The sequence below is a fragment of the Bacillus sp. 95MFCvi2.1 genome (assembly GCF_000374965.1).
GTDB classification, from domain to species: domain Bacteria; phylum Bacillota; class Bacilli; order Bacillales; family Bacillaceae_G; genus Bacillus_A; species Bacillus_A pseudomycoides.
Window position 1 is genome coordinate 46,380 of record NZ_KB895699.1, and the last position, 22,935, is coordinate 69,314.

A 22,935-nucleotide genomic window follows, 5' to 3' on the forward strand; every position below is an offset into this window, starting at 1 on the left:
TAAGCTAATAACCATAAAGTCTAGCGGAAAGGTCGGAATAAAATTATTACCCCTCTAAACATCTATTTTTTTGTATTTAAAACTGACTTTTCCGATGGGTTATAAAATGTTGCTGTGGGAGGCATATATAAGGCAAGCAGTTCATAAGGTGTAATTATTAAAAAAAGTTAGGGTGGGGACAATGAAGAAAAAGACAAAAAAATGGGCTGGTGTGTTTTCTGTTTTACTGAGTAGTTCGCTTGTGTTATCAGCTTGTGGGGGACAAGAGGATAAGGCTTCGACAGAGCCGGCGAAACAGCAGGATGTGAAAGATTTAAAAATAGAGAAGGTTGCAGCGACAGATAAATCAAAAAATCCTGAGAAAGCGAAGCAGAGAAAAGATACACTTATTTTAGGGATTTCAAAACCTGGTGGTGTGTTCTTACCTTATTTCCAAGAGAATGGTTGGGACGGTAACGTAACATCAGTTATATTTGCGTCTCTTGTATCAACAGATAAGCAAGGGAAACCAGTTCCAGAGCTTGCAGAGAAATGGGATGTATCTTCTGATCAATTGAAGTATACGTTTCACTTACGAAAAGATTTAAAATTTAGTGATGGTTCACCGTTAACAGCAGATGATGTAGCATTTACATTAACATTGCTACATGATAAGGCTTATGAGGGTGGTACAGATATTTTACAATATGCAATTAAAGGTGGAAAAGATTATAAAGAAGGAAAAGTTACATCGATTGAAGGGATTAAAGTTGTTAATCCGCAAACAATTGAAATTACGACGGAAAAAGTAAACTCACAAGCGTTAGTAAACTTGGGAGGACCTGTCTTATCTAAGGCTTATTATGGAAAAGATTATAAGCAAAATACTAGCTTAAACTATTTAAAAGATTTATATGGTAAACCAATGGCAGCAGGGCCTTATAAATTTGAAAAGTATGTCCCAGGTCAAGAAGTAAGATTTGTAGCAAATGAACATTATTATGCTGGTAAGCCAAAAGTTAAAAACTTTATTTATAAAATTACAACACCTGACACGAATTTCCAGTTATTCCAAACAGGAGAAACGGACTATGATGGGTTTGCTGCGAATAATGACAATATTGAACAATTAAAGAGCTTAGGCTTTGCTAATTTCAATATTGAAACAGTGAGCTCATACTCATTCGTTTACTTTAATAATAAGAAGCCATACTTAAAAGATAAAAAAGTACGGCAAGCGCTTATTTACGGATTAGATCGTAAAAAATATGTAGATACATACTTCCAAGGAAATGCTTCTGTTGCGAATATACCGATTTCACCAACATCATGGGCATATGATGATAAGGGTATAAATCAATACGAATACAATGTAGAGAAAGCAAAAAAATTGTTAGATGAAGCTGGTTGGAAAGTTGGATCTGATGGTATTCGTGAAAAAGACGGGCAGAAATTAAAGTTGAGTTATTATGCGGCAAGTGGAAGAAAGCAAGAAGAGGTGTTTATACCAATTGCGAAAGAGAATTATAAGGCGTTAGGTGTGGAATTTAATCCAGAAATCATGGACTTTAATACACTTGTTTCGAAAGTTGGAAAGTTTGATTATGATTTAGCAGCTGTTGCAACATCGATCATTTCTGATCCGAGTGAACCTGTAGGTGAGTTTGAATCTACGCATCCAGATAATTCAGCGGGTTATAGTAACCCAAAAGTGGATGAATTAATTAAAAAAGGTATTGAAACAGTTGATATTGAAAAAAGAAAACCTATTTATAAAGAATTATATAAAGAATTAAGCGATGATCCCCCTGTCATTTTATTAAATTACCGTAAAAGTATTTCAGCACACAATGCACGTGTAAAAGGAATTAATCCAGAAAAATACGATAGCATTAGTTCAAACTTACCTGTTTTATCTATTGAACAATAGAGATAAGTAATTAATGAATAGAAGACGTTTTTTCATACAGTTGTTAGTTCTTGCTGTTTTGAAAAAATGTTCTTCTATTTTTAAGTAACTATGATTGGGGAGACAAAAGGTGAAAACATATCTCATTCGTAGGTTTCTACAAATGATTCCTACTTTGTTTGGTACATCTATTATTATTTTTTTCTTATTTGCTCTTCTGCCGGGAGATTATGTTGATTCGAATCCAAAGTTAACGCCAGAACGTGCACAGGAATTAAGAGAATTGTATGGATTAAATAAACCTATTATAGAAAGATACTTTCATTGGCTAGGTAATGCGCTACATGGTGATTTTGGTTTCTCGCTGCAATACCAAGAGCCTGTTACATCATTACTTAATAAATTTATTTGGAATACCTTTATTGTTGCTGTTGCAGCTTTATTTTTTACTTGGATCATTGCACTTATTGTGGGTGTTATTTCAGCAACAAAGCAACATTCATGGTTTGACGCACTTGTAACAATCGGTGTTTTTGCAGCGATGTCATTCCCATCATTCTTTATCGGTCTATTTTTAATTAAAGTATTTGCTGTTGATCTTCATTTATTACCGATTGGTGGGATGATTGATATAGGAAGTAATTCGACGGGTTTTACGTACATATTGGAAGTACTAAGGCACATGATTTTACCGGTATTTATTTTAACACTCCTTGGTGTCGGCTCATTGACTCGTTATTTTAGAACGAGCATGCTTGAGGTCGTAAGACAGGATTATATCCGTACTGCACGTGCAAAAGGATTGAAAGAAAAAGCCGTTATTTATAAACATGCACTAAAAAATGCGATTTTACCAGCAATCACATTACTTGCGTTTGAATTGCCGGGATTGTTCTCTGGTGCAATTATTATTGAACAAATTTTCAACTGGCCAGGAATTGGGACCATTCAATTAGAAGCGTTAAGTTTTCGGGATTATACGGTATTAATGGCATTTACAATGTTTCTCTCTTGCCTAACAATTATCGCAAACTTTTTAGCAGACATCGTTTATGCGATTGTCGATCCGCGTATTCGATTAAAGTAAGGAGGGAGAAAGATGGAGACTATTGTAACGGTAAAGAAGAAAGAAAAGAGAAAAGGAAATTTGACTTCGCCATGGCGACAAGCATTTACTAGAATTAAGAAAAATAAATTAGCACTATTTGGATTTTATACTTTGATTTTTATGTTTGTATTTTGTTTTATTGGACCATTTTTTTCACCATATGTTTCTGGAACAATTCAAGTAACACAAATTAATAAACCACCAAACTTTTCACATTGGCTTGGCACAGATCAATTGGGAAGAGATATTTTAACGAGATTAATGCAAGCTGGCCGGATTTCATTAACAATTGGTTTAGCTTCGATGCTACTATCCGTCATACTCGGTGCATTATTAGGAGCTATCTCTGGTTTTTATCGTGGTATTGTAGATCATATTATTATGCGTATTGCAGACGTGTTAATGTCTATTCCGGGATTACCATTACTTATCATTATGGGTGCTATCTTATCAGAATGGAAACTTCCATCTGAATATCGACTTTATGTTGTTATGATCATGTTAAGTTTGATTGGATGGCCGGGACTTGCACGTCTGGTACGAGGACAAATTTTAACACTTCGAGAACAATCATTTATGCAAGCTGCTGATGTATTAGGATTAAAGGATTACCGGAAGATTTTACATCATTTAATTCCGAATGTATTCCCTTTATTAATTGTTGTGGCAACGTTAGGTGTAGCGGGAGCTATTTTAAGTGAATCAGCATTAAGTTATTTAGGTCTTGGGGTTGTTCCACCTACGCCATCATGGGGAAATATGATTAGTGCAGCAAACTCATTAATTGATTTCCAAAAACGTCCATGGTTATGGATACCGCCTGGTTTTGCGATTTTTATAACAGTTGTATCAATTAACTTACTTGGTGATGCACTTCGTGATGCATTAGATCCAAAAATGAAGCGGTAGGTGAGGAATCATGAGTAAAGCAGTAATAGAACTAAAAGATTTACAAACACACTTTCATACGGAAGAAGGTACAGTAAAAGCTGTGAATCATGTTAGCTTTTCTGTACGAGAAGGTGAAACAGTTTGTGTAGTGGGAGAATCAGGTTGTGGGAAAAGTGTAACGGCTTTATCTATTATGGGACTTATTGCGGAATCTGGCGGCATTGTTGGTGGTGATATTCTTTATGAAGGCCAAAGTCTTTTGGGGATGAAAGAGAAAGAACTCCGAAGTTTAAGAGGAAATGATATCGCGATGATTTTTCAAGAACCAATGACATCTCTTAACCCAGTTTTTACTGTTGGAGAACAAATTGTTGAGACGTTAAGAGAGCATGAGCTCCTTAGTAAAAGTGAAGCATATAAAAAAGCTATTGAATTAATTCGTAAGGTTGGTATTGCACGTTCTGATGAAATTGTTCATTCGTATCCCCATGAGCTAAGCGGTGGGATGTTGCAACGGATCATGATTGCGATTGCACTGAGTTGTAACCCTAAATTACTAATTGCTGATGAGCCCACAACAGCACTAGATGTTACAATTCAGGCACAAATACTAGATTTATTAAGACAGGTAAAAGAAGAATTTAAAACATCTATTTTATTAATTACACATGATTTAGGTGTTGTAGCAGAAATGGCAGATTATGTTGTTGTAATGTATGGTGGCAAAGTCATTGAAGAAGCACCTGTACTGGAGCTATTCCAAAATCCTAAACACCCATATACAAAAGGATTATTAAAATCAAAGCCGGTAATGGGGAAACGAACAGATAAACTTTATTCGATTCCGGGGCAAGTTCCAAACTTAGTTGGTTTAGATGAATTTTGCTACTTTAGCGGTCGCTGTGAACGTTGCATGGATATATGTAAGAATGAGGCGCCAGGCCTTGGAGTGCATGAAGATCATCATAAAGTAGCTTGCTGGTTATATGAGGAGCGTGCAGAGCAATGAGTGAACCTTTATTAGAAGTGAAGAATTTAAAAACGCATTTTCCGATTAAGGGCGGCGTATTTGGTAGAACGATTGGGCATGTAAAAGCAGTAGACGGAGTAAGCTTTACGATTAATAAAGGTGAAGTGTTTGGTCTAGTAGGTGAATCTGGAAGTGGAAAAACGACAATTGGTAAAACTATTCTTCGTCTCGTTCAAAAAACAGAAGGTGAAGTGAAATTTAAAGGGCAAGATGTTCATACGTTATCGAAAGAGGAATTACGAAAGTATCGTCCTAATATGCAACTTGTATTCCAAGACCCGTTTAGTTCATTGAATCCACGGATGAGAATTGGAGAAGCACTTGGTGAACCAATGCTAGCACATGGCTTAGCTACGAAAGAGAATGTTCGTGAAAAAGTGTTAGAAGTATTAGAACTATGTGGTTTAGCACCATATCATATTGATCGTTATCCGCATGAGTTTTCGGGAGGACAACGCCAGCGTATTGTTATTGCAAGGGCGATGGTATTAAATCCAGAATTTATTGTTGCTGATGAACCTGTTGCAGCATTAGATGTATCTATTCAAGCGCAAATTATAAACTTGTTCAGTGAATTACAAGCGAAAAAAGGTTTATCCTATTTATTTATTTCACATGATTTAAGTGTTGTCGAACATTTATGTACAAAAATTGGAATTATGTATTTAGGGACAATTGTGGAAACAGCTCCCCGTGACAAGTTGTTTGCAAATCCGCTTCATCCATATACGAAAGCGCTGTTATCAGCTGTACCAATTCCTGATCCCACTGTTAAGCGAGAACGAATTATTTTGCAAGGTGATATTCCAAGTCCAGCGAATCCACCTTCAGGCTGCCGCTTTCATACACGTTGCCCGTTTGCAACGGATATTTGTAAGCAAGCTGTACCAGAATTTCGTGATGTTGGGGAAGGGCATCTCGTTGCTTGTCATCATGTGTAAAAGAAAAAGGGCTCTTTCAAATATGAAAGAGTCCTTTTTTATTTGCTTGAGGATGGTTGTTTTAGTACATACTGTTCAATTGCATGAGCAACACCATGCTCGTCATTTGTTAATGTAACAACATCACATAATTTCTTTACATCTTCTTCAGCATTCCCCATAGCAACAGATAGGCCAGCTACCTCTAGCATTGGTACATCGTTAAAGTTGTCTCCAATGGCAATCGTATCTTGAATTGGAATATTGAAATAAGACGCCATTTCTTGTAATCCATTTCCTTTATGACCATACTTGTCCATAATTTCTAAATTTGTCGGAGCTGATGCTGTAACCATAATTTCTTTATCTTCTTGTAAAGACTGTAGTAGTTGTGAGCGATGCTCTGCGTCAAACGTCAAAATAAAGAATTTCGAGATTTCTAACTCTGGATTATTTACGACATCTTCGATTTTTTGGAAATCAGTAATTAAGTTCGCTTTTTTTTGCTTCTCTGTAATTCGTTCCAGTTCTTCAATTGTGACATCAAGTGCATGCTTATTTTCTTCGAATGCATGCATTACTTTTTCATTCCAATTATAAGGAGAATAAACTCCTTTATTTGTGTACAACTTATATGGAAATCCTTCAGATTCTAGTAATTTAGCAAGCTTGTATACTTTAGCATTTTGTAAACAACGTGCGTTAATTACTTTTCCATCAACGTAAACAATTGCCCCATTGCTTGCTCCAACTGGAAGTGATAATTGATACTCTTCCAATAGTTTTAAAGCATCTTCTTTTGCACGACCAGAGCAAATCATTACAACATGACCGGCTGCTTTAGCATCACGAATAGCTTGTAAATTTTCCTTGGAGATTTCAAGATTAGATGATAGTAGTGTACCATCCATATCTAGTGCGATTAATTTCAAACTGACCACCTCTTTGTTTTTTATTATACATAGTTATCTTGAGGAAACATATAAACTTATCTTGGGCTTTATGGAAATGTTAATGAGACAAACTTTAAAATGATTCCGAAAGAGTATGATGAGGGAGCAAAATTGAAAAGGTGCTCGTTCTACTACGTTTTATTTCGATTTGTAACCCCAATGTTACATTAATGTTACAAGTGTGTATGTGTTGGAAACCGCTGTATAAAGGGGTTTATAAAAAAATATTAATAATATCGTAAAAAAAATGTAATAAATTTTATGTATTTATATTGCAGTATGAAAAAACTTATGTTACATTAATGTTACAAACGTTACACAAGTTAATTTAATGTAACGTTAAGATAAAAACTATGAATTAATCATTTCTTGGAAATTACATATAAATATCTATTAATAAGGAGAGAGCAAATATGAAAATCGAACAAGTATTACAAGTAACAAAAATGGACTTCTTAGGATCAGCAGGTGGAGCAGCAGTATTAACAGCATTGATCGTACTTCTTTCTAACGTTTTAGTATAATAGAAATTTTGTATAAGCAGTAGAACGGATCGTATCACATAAAAAGAAAGTTATAAGTTGAAGGGAGAATGGGAAACATGGAAAACAAACAAGTATTACAAGTAACAAAAATGGATTTCTTAGGATCAGCAGGTGGAGCAGCGGTACTAACAGCATTAATCGTACTTCTTTCTAACGTTTTAGTATAATAGAAACTTTGTGCAAGCAGTAGAACGGACAGTACCAAATAAAAATAAAATTATGAATTGAAGGGAGAATGGGAAGCATGGAAAACAAAGAAGTATTACAACTAACAAAAATGGACTTATTAGGATCAGCAGGAGCAGCAACAGTATTAACAGCATTAATCGTATTTCTTTCAAGTGTATTAGTATAATAGAAGTTTTGTACAAGTAATAGAGCAGAATGAAGATTGCAAAATAAAGCTGAAAGGAGAATGGGGAATATGGAAAACAAAGAAGTATTACAAGTAACAAAAATGGATTTATTAGTATCGGCGAGTGGAGCAGCAGTATTAACAGCGCTCATTGTATTCCTTACAAATGTATTAGTATAATGAATATAGAGAAACAGAATTACCTATATCTTATTAAGACAATTATCCTAAAAAAATAAAGGCCCTAACGTATTATAGATGTTTAATATGTTAGGGTCTTTTTGTTTTTGAGGTAATAAAGAGACATACTACCAGCTTTGATTATGTTGTTTTAAATAGAAAAAAGTCGAATTTTATATGGGAGAAAAAAAGAGGGATTTGACAGAAAAGATAGAAAACTTTAAAAGTCAGAAATTTGTTAGCTTGCTAACTAATTTTTTTATTGGTAGATGGAAGCGTTTTCGGATGGTTCTAAGTATGTAACATTCAATTTATTTACAGGGGGATGAGGAATTTATGAAACAAAAATCTATGGATACGTTAGCTGCACAAATGGAGGATTTCTTTCCGGTACGTGATGTCGATCATTTAGAATTTTATGTAGGAAATGCAAAGCAATCAAGTTATTACCTTGCAAGAGCGTTTGGATTTAAAATTGTTGCCTATTCGGGATTAGAAACAGGGAATCGTGAAAAAGTATCTTATGTTCTCGTGCAAAAAAACATGCGTTTTGTTGTGTCTGGGACTTTAAATAGTGATAGCCGTATTGCAGAATTTGTAAAGATCCATGGTGACGGAGTGAAAGACGTAGCTTTACTTGTTGATGATGTTGAGAAAGCATACTCAGAGGCTGTAAAACGAGGTGCGGTTGCGATTGCTCCACCTGAAGAGTTAACAGATGAACAAGGAACATTAAAAAAAGCAGTAATCGGTACGTATGGCGATACAATCCATACGCTAGTAGAGCGTAAAAATTATAAAGGAACATTTATGCCTGGTTATGAGAAGATTGATTTTGATATTCCGAGTGACGAATCAGGTTTAATTGCTGTAGACCATGTTGTTGGTAACGTTGAAAAAATGGAAGAGTGGGTTAGCTATTACGAAAACGTTATGGGCTTTAAACAAATGATTCATTTTGATGATGATGATATTAGCACGGAGTATTCCGCGCTAATGTCAAAAGTTATGACAAATGGAAGCCGTATTAAGTTTCCAATTAATGAACCGGCAGATGGAAAGCGAAAATCACAAATTCAAGAGTACTTAGAGTTTTATAACGGTGCAGGTGTACAGCATCTTGCATTGTTGACAAATGATATTGTGAAAACGGTTGAAGCGCTTCGTTCAAACGGAGTTGAATTTTTAGATACACCAGATACGTATTATGAAGAGTTAACAGCACGCGTTGGGAAAATCGATGAAGAAATTGATAAGCTAAAAGAGCTTAAGATTCTTGTGGATCGTGATGATGAAGGGTACTTGCTACAAATTTTCACAAAGCCAATTGTAGATCGCCCAACATTATTTATCGAAATTATTCAGCGTAAAGGCTCTCGGGGATTCGGAGAAGGAAACTTTAAAGCTCTATTCGAATCAATTGAAAGAGAGCAAGAACGACGCGGAAATCTATAAAAATTTACTTATCAGTGGGGGCTGTGTCTCCCACTGATTAAAGTTTCATTTTGTATAAATAGTGAGGAGGAAAATTGATGAAATTGATTACATTTCGTCTTCCTTCAGGAGAGATGCGAGCTGGTTGGCTGGAAGGTGACAAAGTAATTGATATGAATATGGCAAGTAATGGCACTCTTCCTTCATCTATGCTTGCTTTTTTAGAGAAAGCAGATGAGTATGTAGAAATAGCCCATGGTATTCGAAAACCAACAAGTGGCATGTACGCTTTGGAAGATGTGCAGCTTTGTGCAGCCATCCCAAACCCAGGTAGTATTCGTGACTTTTATGCATTTGAGCAACATGTCAAAACGGCTCGTGGACGTCGTGGATTAGATGTTGTTCCAGAGTGGTATGATATTCCGGTTTTTTATTTTACAAATCACCGTGCTGTCATCGGGCCAGAAGTTACAGTTTCTTGTCCAAAACAAACTCAAAAGCTTGACTATGAGTTAGAAATCGCTTGTGTTATTGGGAAAGAGGGAAGAAATATTTCGCGTGAACAAGCAGAAGAATATATTTTCGGTTATTGTATTATGAATGACTGGAGCGCAAGAGATTTGCAAGCTGAGGAAATGAAAGTAGGGCTTGGTCCGGCAAAAGGAAAGGACTTTGCTACTTCATTAGGAGCTTATCTTGTTACAAAAGAGGAGTTAGATGTTTATCGCACTGGTGAACGTTATAACTTAGAAATGACTGCCCATGTGAACGGGGAGCTTTTGTCTAAAGGGAATTTCCGAGATATTTACTATACGTTTGCAGAAATGATAGAACGTGCTTCGCAAGATGTTACGTTATATCCAGGAGATGTAATTGGTTCTGGCACGGTTGGCACTGGTTGTATTTTAGAACTTGGTACAGAAAAGTGGTTACAAGATGGTGACGTTGTAGAACTTACGATCACTGGACTAGGTACATTGCGTAACACAGTGAAAAAAGAAACGAAAGCGGGTGATGGGCATGTATTATCGTCACATGGGGGAGCTTCCTCATAAACGACATGTACAATTTCGTAAAGAAGATGGATCACTTTATCGTGAACAGGTGATGGGAACGAAAGGTTTCTCTGGTACACAATCTATTTTGTATCATCATTATATGCCAACTGAAGTAGGACATGCTGTGTTAGCGCATTCTTGTCAGTTACAGTATGAAGAAGATGTGGCGCTTGCTCATCGTCATTTTCGCACGAAAGAGAATAGAAAAACTGGAGATGCGCTAAGTGGGAGGAATTTTATATTAGGAAATGAAGATTTATTAATTGGTGTTGTTAATCCGACAGAAAAAATGGATTATTTTTATCGTAATGGTGATGGAGATGAAATGTTATTCGTTCATTATGGAACTGGGAAAATTGAGACAATGTTTGGAACGATTCATTACCGGAAAGGTGATTATGTAACGATTCCAATCGGAACAATTTACCGAGTTATTCCAGATGAAGGAGAGTCTAAGTTCCTTGTTGTAGAAGCGAATAGCCAAATTACAACACCGCGTCGTTATCGTAATGAGTATGGTCAATTATTAGAACATAGCCCTTTCTGTGAAAGAGACATTCGAGGGCCGGAAAAATTAGAGACATATGATGACAAAGGCGAGTTTGTTGTCATGACAAAGTCGAGAGGTTATATGCATAAACATGTTATGGGACATCATCCTTTAGATGTTGTCGGATGGGATGGATATTTATATCCTTGGGTCTTTAATGTAGAAGATTTTGAACCGATTACAGGCCGTATTCATCAGCCACCGCCAGTTCATCAAACTTTTGAAGGTCATAACTTTGTTATTTGTTCTTTTGTGCCGCGTTTATATGATTATCATCCGGAAGCAATTCCAGCACCGTATTATCATAGTAACGTAAATAGTGATGAAGTTCTTTATTATGTAGAAGGGAACTTTATGAGCAGAAAAGGTGTAGAAGAAGGTTCAATTACACTCCATCCGAGTGGTATTCCACATGGGCCGCATCCCGGGAAAACAGAAGCAAGCTTAGGGAAAAAAGAAACAATTGAATTAGCGGTTATGATCGATACGTTCCGTCCGCTCCGTATTGTGAAACAAGCGCATGAAACGGAAGATGAGAAGTATATGTATAGCTGGATTGAAGAAGGTTCATATACTAAATAAAGTGAAACTTCCACCAGGGGAGGCTCACTGCCCGTAAATAGCGAGATAAAAGAAAGAGGCATGCTCATAAAATGATTATGCCTCTTTCTTTGGTTGGAATCGACAATTTATAGAATATCAAAAATAATTATAAAAAGATATAGGGATATAGTTGTATGTATTGTTTGTATATTATTTATCTTTTTATGTCGAATTACGAATTTAATATGGTTAAAAACCCAAATAATGGAAATGGCTGTGTGTTGATTGCATTTTATTCTACTAGCTGATGAGATGTTTTTCTGCTTATTTCGACAAAAGTATTGACTAAAAAATATGTTATGAGTAAAATAAGAAATAATTAAAATTTTCAGAAAATTAAAATTTAGAGGTGCATGCTATGAAGCAAATTTTTCAAAAAAAGCCGATTGCAAAACTAATGCAAGAAAGTAAACAGAAAACATTAGCTAGAACATTGGGAGCATTGGATTTAACAATGCTTGGAATTGGGGCTATTGTCGGGACAGGTATTTTTGTTCTTACGGGTGTTGTGGCAGCGAAACATTCTGGACCAGCTATCATTTTATCATTTGCTATAGCTGCGTTAGCTTGTGCCTTTGCTGCATTCTGTTATGCAGAATTTGCATCTTCTGTTCCGGTTTCGGGAAGTGTTTACACGTATACGTACGCAACGATGGGAGAGGTATTTGCATTTTTAATTGGATGGGATTTAATGTTGGAATATTTATTAGCAACATCTGCGGTAGCCAATGGATGGTCTGCTTATTTCCAATCTTTGTTAAAAGGTTTTGGGATTCATATTCCGACCATTTTATCTTCTGCTCCTGGAACAGGAAAGGGTGGCCTTATCGATTTACCAGCTGTTATTATCATTTTAATTATGACTGCCCTTTTATCTAGAGGTGTACGTGAAAGTGCTCGCGTAAACAATATTATGGTTTTTATTAAGCTAGCAGTTGTATTACTCTTTATCTTTGCTGGTTTTAATTATGTAAAGCCGGAAAATTGGACGCCGTTCATGCCATTTGGTCTTGATGGTGTAATGGCTGGGGCTGCAACGGTATTCTTTGCATTCATTGGATTTGATGCTGTATCAACGGCAGCGGAGGAGGTAAAACGTCCGCAACGCGATTTACCAATTGGTATTATAGCATCATTACTTATTTGTACGATTCTTTATATCGTTGTTTCACTTATTTTGACAGGAATTGTACCTTATGGTCAGCTGAATATTTCTGATCCAGTAGCTTTCGCACTTCAGTTTATTGGACAAGATGGTTTAGCGGGTGTTATTTCGGTAGGAGCAATTACAGGGATTACAACTGTAATGTTAGTTATGATGTATGGGCAGGTTCGTGTTTCATATGCAATGAGTCGCGATGGGTTATTACCAAAGCGTCTTGCGAAAGTTCATCCGAAATTTAAAACACCGTTTTTAAATACATGGACGACAGGAATTATCGCAGCACTTATTTCGGGGCTTATCGACTTAAATGTATTAGCACACCTTGTAAATATGGGAACATTATCGGCATTTGCTCTTGTAGCAGTTGCGGTTATCGTAATGAGAAAAACACACCCAGATTTACCACGTGTTTTTAAAGTGCCACTTGTACCAGTTTTACCTGCATTAACGGTTATCTTTTGTGTATATTTAATGCTTCAATTATCAGGAACCGCATGGATGAGTTTCGGCATTTGGATGGTGATTGGTGTAGCATTTTACTTCTTATATAGTCGAAAGCATAGTGTTTTAAGTAATAAAAAAGATGAGGAGAATGCAGCGAATTTATAGGGAAAAGATCCGTTCTAAATAGAATAGAACGGATCTTTTATTTTGAAAATTTACATTTTTCTAAAAATAATATAAGATAAGGAGTGGTTGATTAAAGGGGTGTTGTAAATGAAAAAGACATGGCGTGAATTACAAGCAATGGACCGTAATGTGTGGATTCGTTTTATAGGAGAAACACTGAATGGAATTGCAATGATGATGTTAATGCCATTTTTTGCATTGTATTTAAAAGATAAAGTAGATTCTTTATTACAAGTAGGGATTATTATGGCGCTTTCTCCTATTGCGGCAAGCTTTGGTTCGCTTATAGGTGGCCGAATTGCTGATATATATGGTAGAAAACCTATTATGATATTTTCGATGGCAAGTAATGCATTGTTGATGCTCGGTTTTTTATTTATAGAAGGATTTATTCCTTATGCTATTTTGTCTATTTTTTTAGGGTTAAGTAATTCATTATTTCATCCAGCAGCATCGGCGATGGTAGCGGATGTCACAGCGCCTGAAAAGAGGACGGAGGCATACGGTTTATTGCGAATGGGGCATAATATTGGCGCGGCAATCGGACCGATTATGGGTGCTTCTGTAGTTGTACTTTCAAAAAACCTTGTATTTATTATTGCTTCCTCTACAATGCTGCTTTATGCACTTCTTGTGTTAATGCTTATTCAAGAAACGATGCCGAAAACTGCATTGAAAGAGAACGGGAATACGAAAAAGGAAGCAGAATCTGTTTGGAAAGTTGTTTTGAGAGATAAGGTACTTATGATTTATTTATTGGCTGGTATTATTATTTCCATGGGTTTCTCGCAAACAGAAGGCATGCTTCCCCTTCATTTTGATAATGAAATGAAAGAAATCTTTGGGAAAAATAACCCATATCCATATTTAATGGCTTTAAACGGCTTGTTAGTTGTCTTATTCCAATTCCAAATTTCAAAATGGGCAACAGATAAACCAGTTGGAAAGACGATGTTATATGGGGCATGGTTATTTGGAATCGGGCTGTTATTCATCGGTTGGCTTCCAAGGTGGTTTGGTGAATTTGGAACAGAGGGTACGGTTATTTTAATAACATTACTTGTTGTCTATGCGGTATATACGCTAGGTGAAATGATTATGTCTCCTGTACAAATGACATTTGTTGCAAATTTGGCACCAGAGCATTTACGTGGAACATATATGGGGGCGGCAAGTTTGCAGTGGATTACAGGGAATGCGTTCGGCCCGCTTCTTGGCGGACTACTACTTGATCGATCGCTTGGGCATGTATTGTTTACGATTTTAGGAGTGGGGTGTGTAATAGCCGGTCTTGTATATATTTCTTTAGATCACCTTGTAGAACAAAGACAAAAGGGAAATGTGGCGAAACAATCTTCTTAATCAATAGGTGGCATACACAAAAAACAGCATTTCTTCATATATATTAGATACATAACTAGATCAAGGGATGACACAGATTTGGTGCAAGAAAAGGATATGAATTTACAATAGCTGTTCGTAAAAATGCAATTGGTGAAACCGTTCTGCCATTTATCCCGCTATTTGCGGGCAGTAAGACCCCCGCCTCAAAATTCAGCAAAAGTAAAGAAGTTAGGTGGGGGGAATTGCCCGTAAAAGCCGGATTCGTACAACTAATAATCAGTGAGGGATGAAGAAAATCCCCACTGATTAAAGTTTCACTTTATGGAAGTTTCATTTTATCGCGCTATTCGAAGGCGGTAAGACTCCTATTGAGAAAAGTTTTACTTTATTTCAAATAGGAACTGCCTATTTTTATAAAAAGTGCTAAAATAGAAAAATGAAAACAATTGGTTAGGGTGATTTCATTGACGAAAATTAAATTAGGTTTATTATATGGTGGGAAATCAGCAGAGCATCAAGTTTCATTACAAACAGCTCTTGCTGCTATTAAAGCATTAAATCAAGAAAAATTCGAGATTCATCCAATTTATATTACAGAGCAAGGCCAATGGATGCGTGGTGAACGCATTGAAGGTGAAGTAACGAGCGTGCAAGCATTGCAAATGAATGGAGAGGAAAATGCAATTTCTCCAGTATCATTAAGTACAGAAATTATACCTTCTTCTTCTAAGCAAGAAGAGGCAATTGATGTTATTTTCCCGCTGTTACATGGACCGAATGGTGAAGATGGAACAGTACAAGGGTTATTAGAGTTAATGAATATTCCATACGTTGGTAACGGTGTATTAGCATCAGCTGCTGGTATGGATAAAGTTGTTATGAAAAATATCTTTGCTGAAGCTGGATTGAAACAAGCGAAGTATGCATCTTTCATTCGCAGTGTATGGGAGAAAAATTGCCAAGCAGCTTATGAAAAGGTAGAAGAAGTATTAGGCTACCCATGCTTTGTCAAACCAGCGAACCTTGGGTCAAGTGTTGGTATCAATAAATGTAAAGATCGTGAAGAATTAGAAAAAGCATTTGAAGAAGCGTTCCAATTTGACCGCAAAATTATCGTAGAAGAAAATATTGTAGGTCGTGAAGTGGAAGTTGGCGTTTTAGGTAATGATGAGCCAAAATGTTCTGTTATCGGTGAGATTGTACCGAAGAAAGAGTTTTATGATTATAAATCAAAATACATTGATGGCGATACGGCATTAATTATTCCAGCTGAAGTTACAGAAGAAGAGTCAAAGGCGATTCAAAGAGATGCAATTCGTGCATTCCAATCTTTAGATGGTGCTGGATTAACAAGAGCGGATTTCTTCTTAACGAAAGATGGGGAAGTATATATTAATGAAGTAAATACAATGCCAGGATTTACGCCATTTAGTATGTTCCCGCTGCTATGGCAACACACGGATTTGCCATATCCGAAGTTAATTGAAGAATTGATTCGTTTGGCAATTGAGCGTCACGAAGAAAAGCAAAAAATTAAATATACAATCTAACAAAAAAGGGGGAAGCACTATTCAAGAGAATAGTGTTTCTTCTATGTAAGGAGTGGTATGTATGATGAAACGAACGTTAAAACAAGTAGAGCAAATGGTAATGGGTGCAGGTTTAGCGGAAAAATACGTTAATGAAACTGTACAAGGTGTATCTATTGATACAAGAAAAATTACAACAGGAAACTTATACATTCCGATTCAGGGTGATCGCTTTGATGGTCATTCTTTTGTAGAAAAAGCAATTGAAAATGGCGCTGTAGCTACGCTTTGGAAAAAAAATGTGCAAAATCCTCCTGTGAATATACCAGTGATTTTTGTAGAAGATACATTAGAAGCGCTGCAAACATTAGCAAAAAGCTATCGTGATCAGTTAGATGTAAAAGTTATAGGTGTAACAGGAAGTAACGGTAAAACGTCTACGAAAGATATTGTGACAAGCCTCCTTGCAACCAAATTTAAGGTTCAAAAAACAGAGGGGAACTTTAATAACCATATCGGTTTGCCGCTTACTATTTTAAGCCTAGAAGAAAATACAGAAATGGCTGTATTGGAGATGGGAATGTCGAGTCGAGGTGAAATTGAATTTTTATCTAAGTTAGCTCGCCCGAACGCTGCAATCATTACAAATATTGGGGAAGCACATTTGATGGATTTAGGATCTCGCGATGCGATTGCTGAGGCGAAACTTGAAATTGTTACAGGATTACAGGATGGTGGAGTATTTGTATACAATGGTGATGAACCGCTTTTAACAAATCGTGTTCCGAGCATGAACCTAGCTGCGGAGACAATTACATTTGGTGATGCAAGGGCGAATAATTATTATCCAACATCTGTAACGTTGCAGGCGACAGGAACGTACTTTAAGATGAATCAGGATGAGAATATCGTGTTCTATCTTCCAGTTCTTGGGAAGCATAATGTGTATAATACACTTGCATCAATGGCGATTGCGAAATACTTCGGTGTAACGTGGGAAGAAATGAAGCAAGGTTTAGTAACACTTCAAATGACAGGTATGCGAATGGAAATTGTGAAAACAGAAAATGGGTTAACAATTATTAATGACGCATATAATGCAAGTCCAACAGCTATGGAAGCTGCCTTTCATTTAATGAATGGTTTAGACGGATTTTCTAAAAAAATTGTTGTTCTTGGTGATATGCTAGAGCTTGGAGACCAAGAGGTGCAATTTCATTATGAAGTTGGTAAGTTAATTGACCCTGCACGAATCTCCTATGTATTTACGTACGGTAGACTTGGGGCGCAAATTGCTGAAGGAGCAAAAATTAACTTCCCTAATGAACGTGTAAAAGTATATGACAATAAAGAAGAGCTTGTGAAAAATTTACAAGCAATCGTTGATGTGAAAGACGTTGTATTAGTGAAAGCATCTCGCGGAATGAAGTTGGAAGAAGTTATTACGATGTTGAAATAATTGGTGCGTGTAAATAGGGATGATAGATACAAAAATAGTGGAAACTGCTAATAAGCGCTTACAGTAAAAAATAAAAAAATAAAAGTGAAGAAAAAAGCTCTTTATATGAAATAAGGTAACAGTTGGGTTTGCTTTTTGCACATACAAAACTTATAATTGATAAAGTGTAATAACGTTTAGAAGTATTTTCGCGAAGAATATACGCCCGTTTATATACGTGAGCATTCAGGAAAAGGGCTTTTCCGCAAATTCGGAAAACGCCTTTTTTTAAATGATAAGTATAGGATAGAAAAGGAGAAGTAACATTGACAACATTTCGAGAATTAGGATTAAGTGATTCTTTACTGCAATCTGTTGAAAGTATGGGCTTTGAAGAGGCTACGCCAATTCAAGCTGAAACAATTCCACATGCATTGCAAGGTAAAGACATTATTGGGCAAGCACAAACAGGTACAGGGAAAACAGCAGCATTTGGATTACCACTATTAGATAAAGTGGATACACATAAAGAATCAGTTCAAGGTATTGTTATCGCGCCAACGCGTGAATTAGCAATCCAAGTTGGAGAAGAGCTTTACAAAATTGGTAAACATAAACGCGTTCGTATTTTACCAATCTATGGTGGCCAAGATATTAACCGCCAAATTCGTGCTCTAAAAAAACACCCACACATTATTGTTGGTACGCCGGGTCGTATTTTAGATCATATTAACCGTAAAACACTTCGTCTACAAAACGTAGAAACTGTTGTTCTTGACGAAGCAGATGAAATGTTAAACATGGGCTTCATTGAAGATATTGAAGCAATTTTAACAGATGTGCCAGAAACACATCAAACATTATTATTCTCAGCAACAATGCCAGACCCAATCCGTCGTATTGCTGAGCGTTTCATGACTGAGCCTCAACACATTAAAGTAAAAGCAAAAGAAGTAACAATGCCAAACATTCAGCAGTTCTATTTAGAAGTGCAAGAAAAGAAAAAGTTTGACGTGTTAACACGTTTATTAGATATTCAATCTCCAGAGCTTGCGATTGTATTTGGTCGCACAAAGCGTCGTGTGGATGAGTTATCAGAAGCTTTAAACTTACGCGGTTATGCAGCAGAAGGTATTCATGGTGATTTAACACAAGCGAAACGTATGTCTGTATTGCGTAAATTTAAAGAAGGTTCTATTGAAGTTCTTGTTGCAACAGACGTTGCGGCGCGTGGTCTTGATATTTCAGGTGTAACACACGTATATAACTTCGATATTCCACAAGATCCAGAATCATATGTTCACCGTATTGGTCGTACTGGCCGTGCTGGTAAAAAAGGTATTGCAATGCTATTTGTAACGCCACGTGAATCAGGACAATTAAAAAATATCGAACATACAACAAAACGTAAAATAGACCGTATGAATGCACCGACACTTGACGAAGCATTAGAAGGTCAACAACGTTTAATCGCAGAAAAACTTCAAAGCACAATTGAAAGTGATAACTTATCATACTACAAACGTATTGCAGAAGAAATGTTAGAAGAAAATGATTCTGTAACTGTTGTAGCAGCTGCTTTAAAAATGATGACAAAAGAGCCAGATACAACACCGATTGCTTTAACATCAGAGCCACCAGTTGTTTCAAGAGGTTCTAAAAAGCGCGGTGGTAACGGAAATGGATACCGTGATGGTAACCGTAACCGTAGTCGCGATGGACGCGGTGGAGATGGTCGTAATCGCGATCGCAACCGTGATGGTCGCAATCGTGACGGTAATCGTGATGGTAACCGTGATGGTAACCGTAACCGTGGTCGTAAAGGTGAAGGTCAGGGGCGCCCAGGATCTTCAAATGGACGCGGCGAAAGAAAACATCATAGTCGTAAGCCACAAGCTTAATAAAAAAGAGGCTGACCAAAAGGTCAGCCTCTTTTTTATTTGTGTAATTGTGCATACTACAAATAAGTTGTATAGAAAAGAGGGACTTTATGCTTGTAAGACTTGGTTATGTAGCGATGAGTGTACACTTGAACAATGCATCTCCATCTCAAACGATGACATATGCACAATTTCAACGTATTAAAGATCGAGAGGCGGCGATTCATAAACTTGAAAGAATTGCTAATTCTAATTTGGAAAATTGTTTACGGTTATTAAAGCATAATAAGGGACATGATATAGCATTTTTTCGGTTTAGTTCAAAGTTAATTCCTCTAGCAAACCATGAAGAATTGTTGGATTGGAATTACATTCGTCCTTTAAAAGAGAAATTAAAAGAAGTGGGTGAGTATGCGCATCGGATGAAGATGAGGATCGATTTTCATCCTGATCACTTTGTTGTGTTAAATTCACCGCAAGAAAATATTTTGAAAAAATCAATAAAGACGCTTCAAATGCATCAGAAATTATTGAAAGGAATGGGCATACAGCGGAGTCATCGCTCTGTGTTACATGTTGGTGGTGGATATGATGATAAAGAACTTGCGTTAGAACGTTTCATTGAAAATTGGTCAAATGTTCCTGCAAGTATTCAAGAAATGATTATGTTGGAAAATGATGATACGACCTTTTCATTAAAAGAAACACTATATTTAGGTGAAAAATTGGCAGTTCCAGTCGTGTTTGACCTGCATCATCATATGATGAATAACGATGAAGAAGATTGGTATGAAGATTGGGACCGTGTAGTAAATACTTGGAAAACATCTTTATTACCAATCAAAATGCATATTTCCAGCCCGAGAGAAGGCAATGATCCTCGAGCACACGCAGACTTTATTGATGCAGATACATTTCTATCCTTTTTACAGAAAATCAAAGGTAGCGTTTCGCAAATTGATTGTATGATTGAAGCGAAAAAGAAGGATGAATCTTTATTTCGATTAATACGAGATCTTGGTACAAAATCAGAGGTGGAAATGATTGATGGTGGGAGCTTTTATATTAAATAAGCTCTACACCATCGTTTTTTTTGCTAAAAATGGAGTGCAAATACCACCAATTAGTAGTCCGGTTAAATGGCTAATAGGATTAGCGGACGGATTGAAGAATGTGAAAAGAAGTAATAGTAATATAATTAAAGAAAAGAAAATTAACTCTTTTGGTTGAGAAGACCGATAGCGACTATATAAAAGAAAAAGCTGTGCACCGAGTAATCCGAAAATTCCACCGGATGCGCCGGCATGAACATACCCGATGGGCAAAATAATATAAGAGAAAATATTGCCGCTAATGCCAGCAGTAAAAAATAAAATAGGGAATCGAATACTCCCTAGTTGTTTTTCGATAGATTGACCGAGAAGAAATAGACAAATGCTATTGGAAAGAAAGTGCTGAAAGTCTACATGTATAAATAGAGAAGTTATAAATCGCCACCATTCTCCCTTAGAAATATATTCATTGTAAGCAGCTAAAGTAGGGAAGAAAAGATCTCCTATTATCATCATGATTAGTTGCAAGAAAAGTAAAGAGAGAATGACGGGTTGTAAGGTGGTTCGCATATAGGGTATTGGCATTTTATATTTTCACTCCTTTTGCATCAGAAAGATTCTCTGTTATTCTTACAATATGAATGAAGGAAGACAAATAGAAGAAGGGGAATTTTGAAATGATTATAGGGATCGGAATTGATATTATCGAACTAAATCGAATTGAAAAAATGCTAGATGGAAAGCTTAAATTTATGGAGCGTATTTTAACTGAGGAGGAACGTAGTGTTGCTTCTAAATTAAAAGGGAATCGTCTTGTAGAATTTGTAGCGGGAAGATTTGCAGCGAAAGAAGCGTATTCTAAAGCTCTTGGAACAGGTATTGGAAAAGAAGTGAGTTTTTTGGATATTAAAATAAAAAATGATGATAGAGGTAAGCCAGTTCTTATTGCAAATACAGAGCACATCGTTCATCTATCAATCAGTCATAGTAGAGAATTTGCAGTGGCACAGGTTGTTTTAGAAAGCTCGTCACGCTAGTCTGCATATTTTACATCTTTGTCTCATATATTTGATTTAGCGATAAGGAAGAAATATCTTCCATTCATTTATAGGGGCAAAGGGGCTGAAATGATGAAAAGGCGGCTATTTTTAGTTATTGTCGGTTTATTGACCGTTTTCGTGTTAGCGGGTTGTATGGAAAAGAAACAGGAAGACATCGTGCGAGATTTAGAAGCGAAGGTTAAGAGTATGAAGAGTTATCAAGCTGAAGCAAAGTTATCTATTAAAACGGGGAATGAACCACAAGAGTATAACGTGGAAGTTTGGCACAAAGAACCTTCTTATTATCGTGTGAATTTAAAAAACACGAAAAAGGATCAAAGCCAAATTATTTTACGAAATAATGAGGGTGTTTTTGTATTAACACCAGCTCTTAATAAAAGTTTTCGATTTCAAAGCGACTGGCCGCAAAATAGCAGCCAAGCTTATTTGTATGAGTCACTTGTAAGAGATATTTTAAATGATAAGAATCTTTCATTTGAGAAAACGGATAAATATTATGTGTTTAAAACAAAAACGAATTACCACCATCAAAATATGCTGCCGAAGCAAGAGATTAAATTTAATAAAAGTGATTTAGCGCCTGTTTCGGTGAAATTGATGGATAATGATCAAAATGTTCTTGTGAAAGTAGATTTTTCAAAAGTGAAGTTTGATACAAAGTTTGATAAGGGGGCATTTGATACGAAACAAAATATGTCCAGGGCGCAAGTGGATGTGCAAACAACAGCGAAAGAAGATAAGCCATTTGCTATTTTATATCCACGTGATACTCCGCAAGGGATGGTTTTAAATGAAGAAAAAGAGTTAAAGACAGACAGTGGTAAGCGTGCGATACTCACATACACTGGAAATAAGAAATCCTTTACATTGATACAAGAAAAAGCGAAGGTTGCTGAAGCTTCAGCGTCAATAAGTGTAAGTGGAGAGTTAGTCGATCTTGGTTTTACAATTGGTGCTCTAGCGAAAGACTCATTAACATGGTCGCATAACGGAGTGGAATATATGCTCGTGTCTAAAGATTTAAAACCAGATGAGCTGTTAATGGTAGCTCGTTCTGTTGCAGAAAAGCAGGTGAAATAAAGTGGAAATTCCATCAGTGGGGGATTCCAAATTGATGGAAAGTCATCACAAATCAGGCTTTTACGGGCAGTTACTCCCCATCTATTTTCTTTGTTTTTCTCTAAATCTTGAGGGTGGGGTTTTAATGCCCGTGAATAGCGGGATAAACTTTTAAGGCGTGGTGATGTATATGCACCACGTTTTTTCTTGTCTTGAGGAATGGATTTCATAAAAAGACGAATATAAAAGAATGAGCTTCGCA

At 36.4% G+C, this 22,935-nt stretch carries 22 protein-coding genes; 20 read left to right on the forward strand and 2 right to left on the reverse strand.

From position 1 onward, the window contains the following. Positions 1–181: 181 nt before the first annotated feature. The 5 genes from C568_RS0115045 (at position 182) to C568_RS0115065 (ending at position 5,858) form a co-directional block, all read left to right on the forward strand. Complete coding sequence (locus tag C568_RS0115045; RefSeq protein ID WP_018782009.1) at positions 182–1,909, forward strand: ABC transporter substrate-binding protein; 1,728 nt, start codon at positions 182–184, stop codon at positions 1,907–1,909. A 109-nt stretch (positions 1,910–2,018) separates the two neighbouring features. Further along, entirely contained in the window at positions 2,019–2,975 is a 957-nt protein-coding gene (locus C568_RS0115050) for an ABC transporter permease (RefSeq protein ID WP_018767140.1), read from the forward strand. 12 nt (positions 2,976–2,987) lie between these two features. Beyond that, the gene (gene opp4C, locus C568_RS0115055) at positions 2,988–3,905 is read left to right on the forward strand and encodes an oligopeptide ABC transporter permease (protein WP_018782010.1); all 918 of its coding nucleotides are present in this window, start codon (positions 2,988–2,990) and stop codon (positions 3,903–3,905) included. A 10-nt stretch (positions 3,906–3,915) separates the two neighbouring features. Then, positions 3,916–4,896 (forward strand): ABC transporter ATP-binding protein, encoded by a 981-nt coding sequence (locus tag C568_RS0115060; protein WP_006093147.1) that lies wholly within the window; start codon positions 3,916–3,918, stop codon positions 4,894–4,896. Next, on the forward strand, positions 4,893–5,858 hold the full coding sequence (locus tag C568_RS0115065) for an ABC transporter ATP-binding protein (RefSeq protein ID WP_018782011.1): 966 nt from the start codon (positions 4,893–4,895) through the stop codon (positions 5,856–5,858). The genes C568_RS0115060 and C568_RS0115065 overlap by 4 nt, the downstream gene beginning before the upstream one ends. Positions 5,859–5,896: 38 nt before the next feature. Here C568_RS0115065 and C568_RS0115070 read toward each other — a convergent pair whose 3' ends face one another. Further along, positions 5,897–6,769, reverse strand: a complete 873-nt coding sequence (locus C568_RS0115070; RefSeq protein ID WP_018782012.1) for a Cof-type HAD-IIB family hydrolase — start codon at positions 6,767–6,769, stop codon at positions 5,897–5,899. 434 nt (positions 6,770–7,203) lie between these two features. On the opposite strand from C568_RS0115070, the gene C568_RS0115075 reads away from it, so the two are divergent. From C568_RS0115075 to uvsE, 13 genes are all read left to right on the forward strand, one after another. Continuing rightward, positions 7,204–7,314 carry a DUF3948 family protein gene (locus C568_RS0115075; RefSeq protein WP_018782013.1) on the forward strand — a complete coding sequence of 37 codons (111 nt, stop codon included), beginning with the start codon at positions 7,204–7,206 and terminating at the stop codon, positions 7,312–7,314. Positions 7,315–7,391: 77 nt separating this feature from the next. Then, positions 7,392–7,502: a DUF3948 family protein gene (locus C568_RS0115080; RefSeq protein ID WP_018782014.1), complete on the forward strand. Its 111-nt coding sequence runs from the start codon at positions 7,392–7,394 to the stop codon at positions 7,500–7,502. A 77-nt stretch (positions 7,503–7,579) separates the two neighbouring features. Continuing rightward, positions 7,580–7,690 carry a DUF3948 family protein gene (locus tag C568_RS0115085; RefSeq protein WP_016117022.1) on the forward strand — a complete coding sequence of 37 codons (111 nt, stop codon included), beginning with the start codon at positions 7,580–7,582 and terminating at the stop codon, positions 7,688–7,690. Positions 7,691–7,759: 69 nt separating this feature from the next. Then, positions 7,760–7,870: a DUF3948 family protein gene (locus tag C568_RS0115090; RefSeq protein ID WP_016117023.1), complete on the forward strand. Its 111-nt coding sequence runs from the start codon at positions 7,760–7,762 to the stop codon at positions 7,868–7,870. A gap of 336 nt (positions 7,871–8,206) precedes the next feature. Beyond that, positions 8,207–9,325, forward strand: coding sequence for a 4-hydroxyphenylpyruvate dioxygenase (hppD, locus tag C568_RS0115095; protein ID WP_003205593.1), 1,119 nt, complete (start codon positions 8,207–8,209; stop codon positions 9,323–9,325). A gap of 77 nt (positions 9,326–9,402) precedes the next feature. Continuing rightward, on the forward strand, positions 9,403–10,359 hold the full coding sequence (locus tag C568_RS0115100) for a fumarylacetoacetate hydrolase family protein (RefSeq protein ID WP_006093151.1): 957 nt from the start codon (positions 9,403–9,405) through the stop codon (positions 10,357–10,359). Then, positions 10,325–11,494 (forward strand): homogentisate 1,2-dioxygenase, encoded by a 1,170-nt coding sequence (locus C568_RS0115105; RefSeq protein WP_018782015.1) that lies wholly within the window; start codon positions 10,325–10,327, stop codon positions 11,492–11,494. The genes C568_RS0115100 and C568_RS0115105 overlap by 35 nt, the downstream gene beginning before the upstream one ends. 379 nt (positions 11,495–11,873) lie before the next feature. Beyond that, the gene (locus C568_RS0115110; RefSeq protein WP_018767131.1) at positions 11,874–13,289 is read left to right on the forward strand and encodes an amino acid permease; all 1,416 of its coding nucleotides are present in this window, start codon (positions 11,874–11,876) and stop codon (positions 13,287–13,289) included. Between the two features lie 108 nt (positions 13,290–13,397). After that, entirely contained in the window at positions 13,398–14,672 is a 1,275-nt protein-coding gene (locus tag C568_RS0115115; protein WP_018782016.1) for an MDR family MFS transporter, read from the forward strand. A 446-nt stretch (positions 14,673–15,118) separates the two neighbouring features. Continuing rightward, positions 15,119–16,204 (forward strand): D-alanine--D-alanine ligase, encoded by a 1,086-nt coding sequence (locus C568_RS0115120; protein ID WP_018767130.1) that lies wholly within the window; start codon positions 15,119–15,121, stop codon positions 16,202–16,204. 61 nt (positions 16,205–16,265) lie between these two features. Continuing rightward, a complete protein-coding gene (locus C568_RS0115125) occupies positions 16,266–17,642 on the forward strand; it encodes a UDP-N-acetylmuramoyl-tripeptide--D-alanyl-D-alanine ligase (protein WP_018782017.1) in 1,377 nt (458 codons plus the stop codon). A 305-nt stretch (positions 17,643–17,947) separates the two neighbouring features. Continuing rightward, positions 17,948–19,522, forward strand: coding sequence for a DEAD/DEAH box helicase (locus C568_RS0115130; protein ID WP_018782018.1), 1,575 nt, complete (start codon positions 17,948–17,950; stop codon positions 19,520–19,522). Positions 19,523–19,611: 89 nt separating this feature from the next. Then, on the forward strand, positions 19,612–20,574 hold the full coding sequence (gene uvsE / locus C568_RS0115135) for a UV DNA damage repair endonuclease UvsE (protein ID WP_018782019.1): 963 nt from the start codon (positions 19,612–19,614) through the stop codon (positions 20,572–20,574). A gap of 3 nt (positions 20,575–20,577) precedes the next feature. On the opposite strand, the gene C568_RS33040 is transcribed toward uvsE, so the two are convergent. Next, on the reverse strand, positions 20,578–21,138 hold the full coding sequence (locus C568_RS33040; RefSeq protein WP_155895712.1) for a rhomboid family intramembrane serine protease: 561 nt from the start codon (positions 21,136–21,138) through the stop codon (positions 20,578–20,580). 92 nt (positions 21,139–21,230) lie between these two features. On the opposite strand from C568_RS33040, the gene acpS reads away from it, so the two are divergent. After that, the gene (gene acpS, locus C568_RS0115145; protein WP_006093158.1) at positions 21,231–21,590 is read left to right on the forward strand and encodes a holo-ACP synthase; all 360 of its coding nucleotides are present in this window, start codon (positions 21,231–21,233) and stop codon (positions 21,588–21,590) included. Positions 21,591–21,746: 156 nt separating this feature from the next. Beyond that, positions 21,747–22,694: a LolA family protein gene (locus C568_RS0115150; RefSeq protein WP_029427332.1), complete on the forward strand. Its 948-nt coding sequence runs from the start codon at positions 21,747–21,749 to the stop codon at positions 22,692–22,694. Positions 22,695–22,935 lie beyond the last annotated feature (241 nt).

Excerpts from the sequence above, each read along its gene's own strand:
- C568_RS0115060 (WP_006093147.1), top strand. The coding sequence starts at position 3,916 with ATGAGTAAAGCAGTAATAGAACTAAAAGATTTACAAACACACTTTCAT.
- hppD (WP_003205593.1), top strand. The coding sequence starts at position 8,207 with ATGAAACAAAAATCTATGGATACGTTAGCTGCACAAATGGAGGATTTC.
- uvsE (WP_018782019.1), top strand. The coding sequence starts at position 19,612 with ATGCTTGTAAGACTTGGTTATGTAGCGATGAGTGTACACTTGAACAAT.
- C568_RS0115115 (WP_018782016.1), top strand. The coding sequence starts at position 13,398 with ATGAAAAAGACATGGCGTGAATTACAAGCAATGGACCGTAATGTGTGG.
- C568_RS0115075 (WP_018782013.1), top strand. The coding sequence starts at position 7,204 with ATGAAAATCGAACAAGTATTACAAGTAACAAAAATGGACTTCTTAGGA.
- C568_RS0115105 (WP_018782015.1), top strand. The coding sequence starts at position 10,325 with ATGTATTATCGTCACATGGGGGAGCTTCCTCATAAACGACATGTACAA.
- C568_RS0115110 (WP_018767131.1), top strand. The coding sequence starts at position 11,874 with ATGAAGCAAATTTTTCAAAAAAAGCCGATTGCAAAACTAATGCAAGAA.
- C568_RS0115100 (WP_006093151.1), top strand. The coding sequence starts at position 9,403 with ATGAAATTGATTACATTTCGTCTTCCTTCAGGAGAGATGCGAGCTGGT.
- C568_RS0115090 (WP_016117023.1), top strand. The coding sequence starts at position 7,760 with ATGGAAAACAAAGAAGTATTACAAGTAACAAAAATGGATTTATTAGTA.
- C568_RS0115085 (WP_016117022.1), top strand. The coding sequence starts at position 7,580 with ATGGAAAACAAAGAAGTATTACAACTAACAAAAATGGACTTATTAGGA.
- C568_RS0115045 (WP_018782009.1), top strand. The coding sequence starts at position 182 with ATGAAGAAAAAGACAAAAAAATGGGCTGGTGTGTTTTCTGTTTTACTG.
- C568_RS0115125 (WP_018782017.1), top strand. The coding sequence starts at position 16,266 with ATGATGAAACGAACGTTAAAACAAGTAGAGCAAATGGTAATGGGTGCA.
- C568_RS33040 (WP_155895712.1), bottom strand. The coding sequence starts at position 21,138 with ATGCCAATACCCTATATGCGAACCACCTTACAACCCGTCATTCTCTCT.
- C568_RS0115150 (WP_029427332.1), top strand. The coding sequence starts at position 21,747 with ATGGAAAAGAAACAGGAAGACATCGTGCGAGATTTAGAAGCGAAGGTT.
- acpS (WP_006093158.1), top strand. The coding sequence starts at position 21,231 with ATGATTATAGGGATCGGAATTGATATTATCGAACTAAATCGAATTGAA.
- opp4C (WP_018782010.1), top strand. The coding sequence starts at position 2,988 with ATGGAGACTATTGTAACGGTAAAGAAGAAAGAAAAGAGAAAAGGAAAT.
- C568_RS0115080 (WP_018782014.1), top strand. The coding sequence starts at position 7,392 with ATGGAAAACAAACAAGTATTACAAGTAACAAAAATGGATTTCTTAGGA.
- C568_RS0115065 (WP_018782011.1), top strand. The coding sequence starts at position 4,893 with ATGAGTGAACCTTTATTAGAAGTGAAGAATTTAAAAACGCATTTTCCG.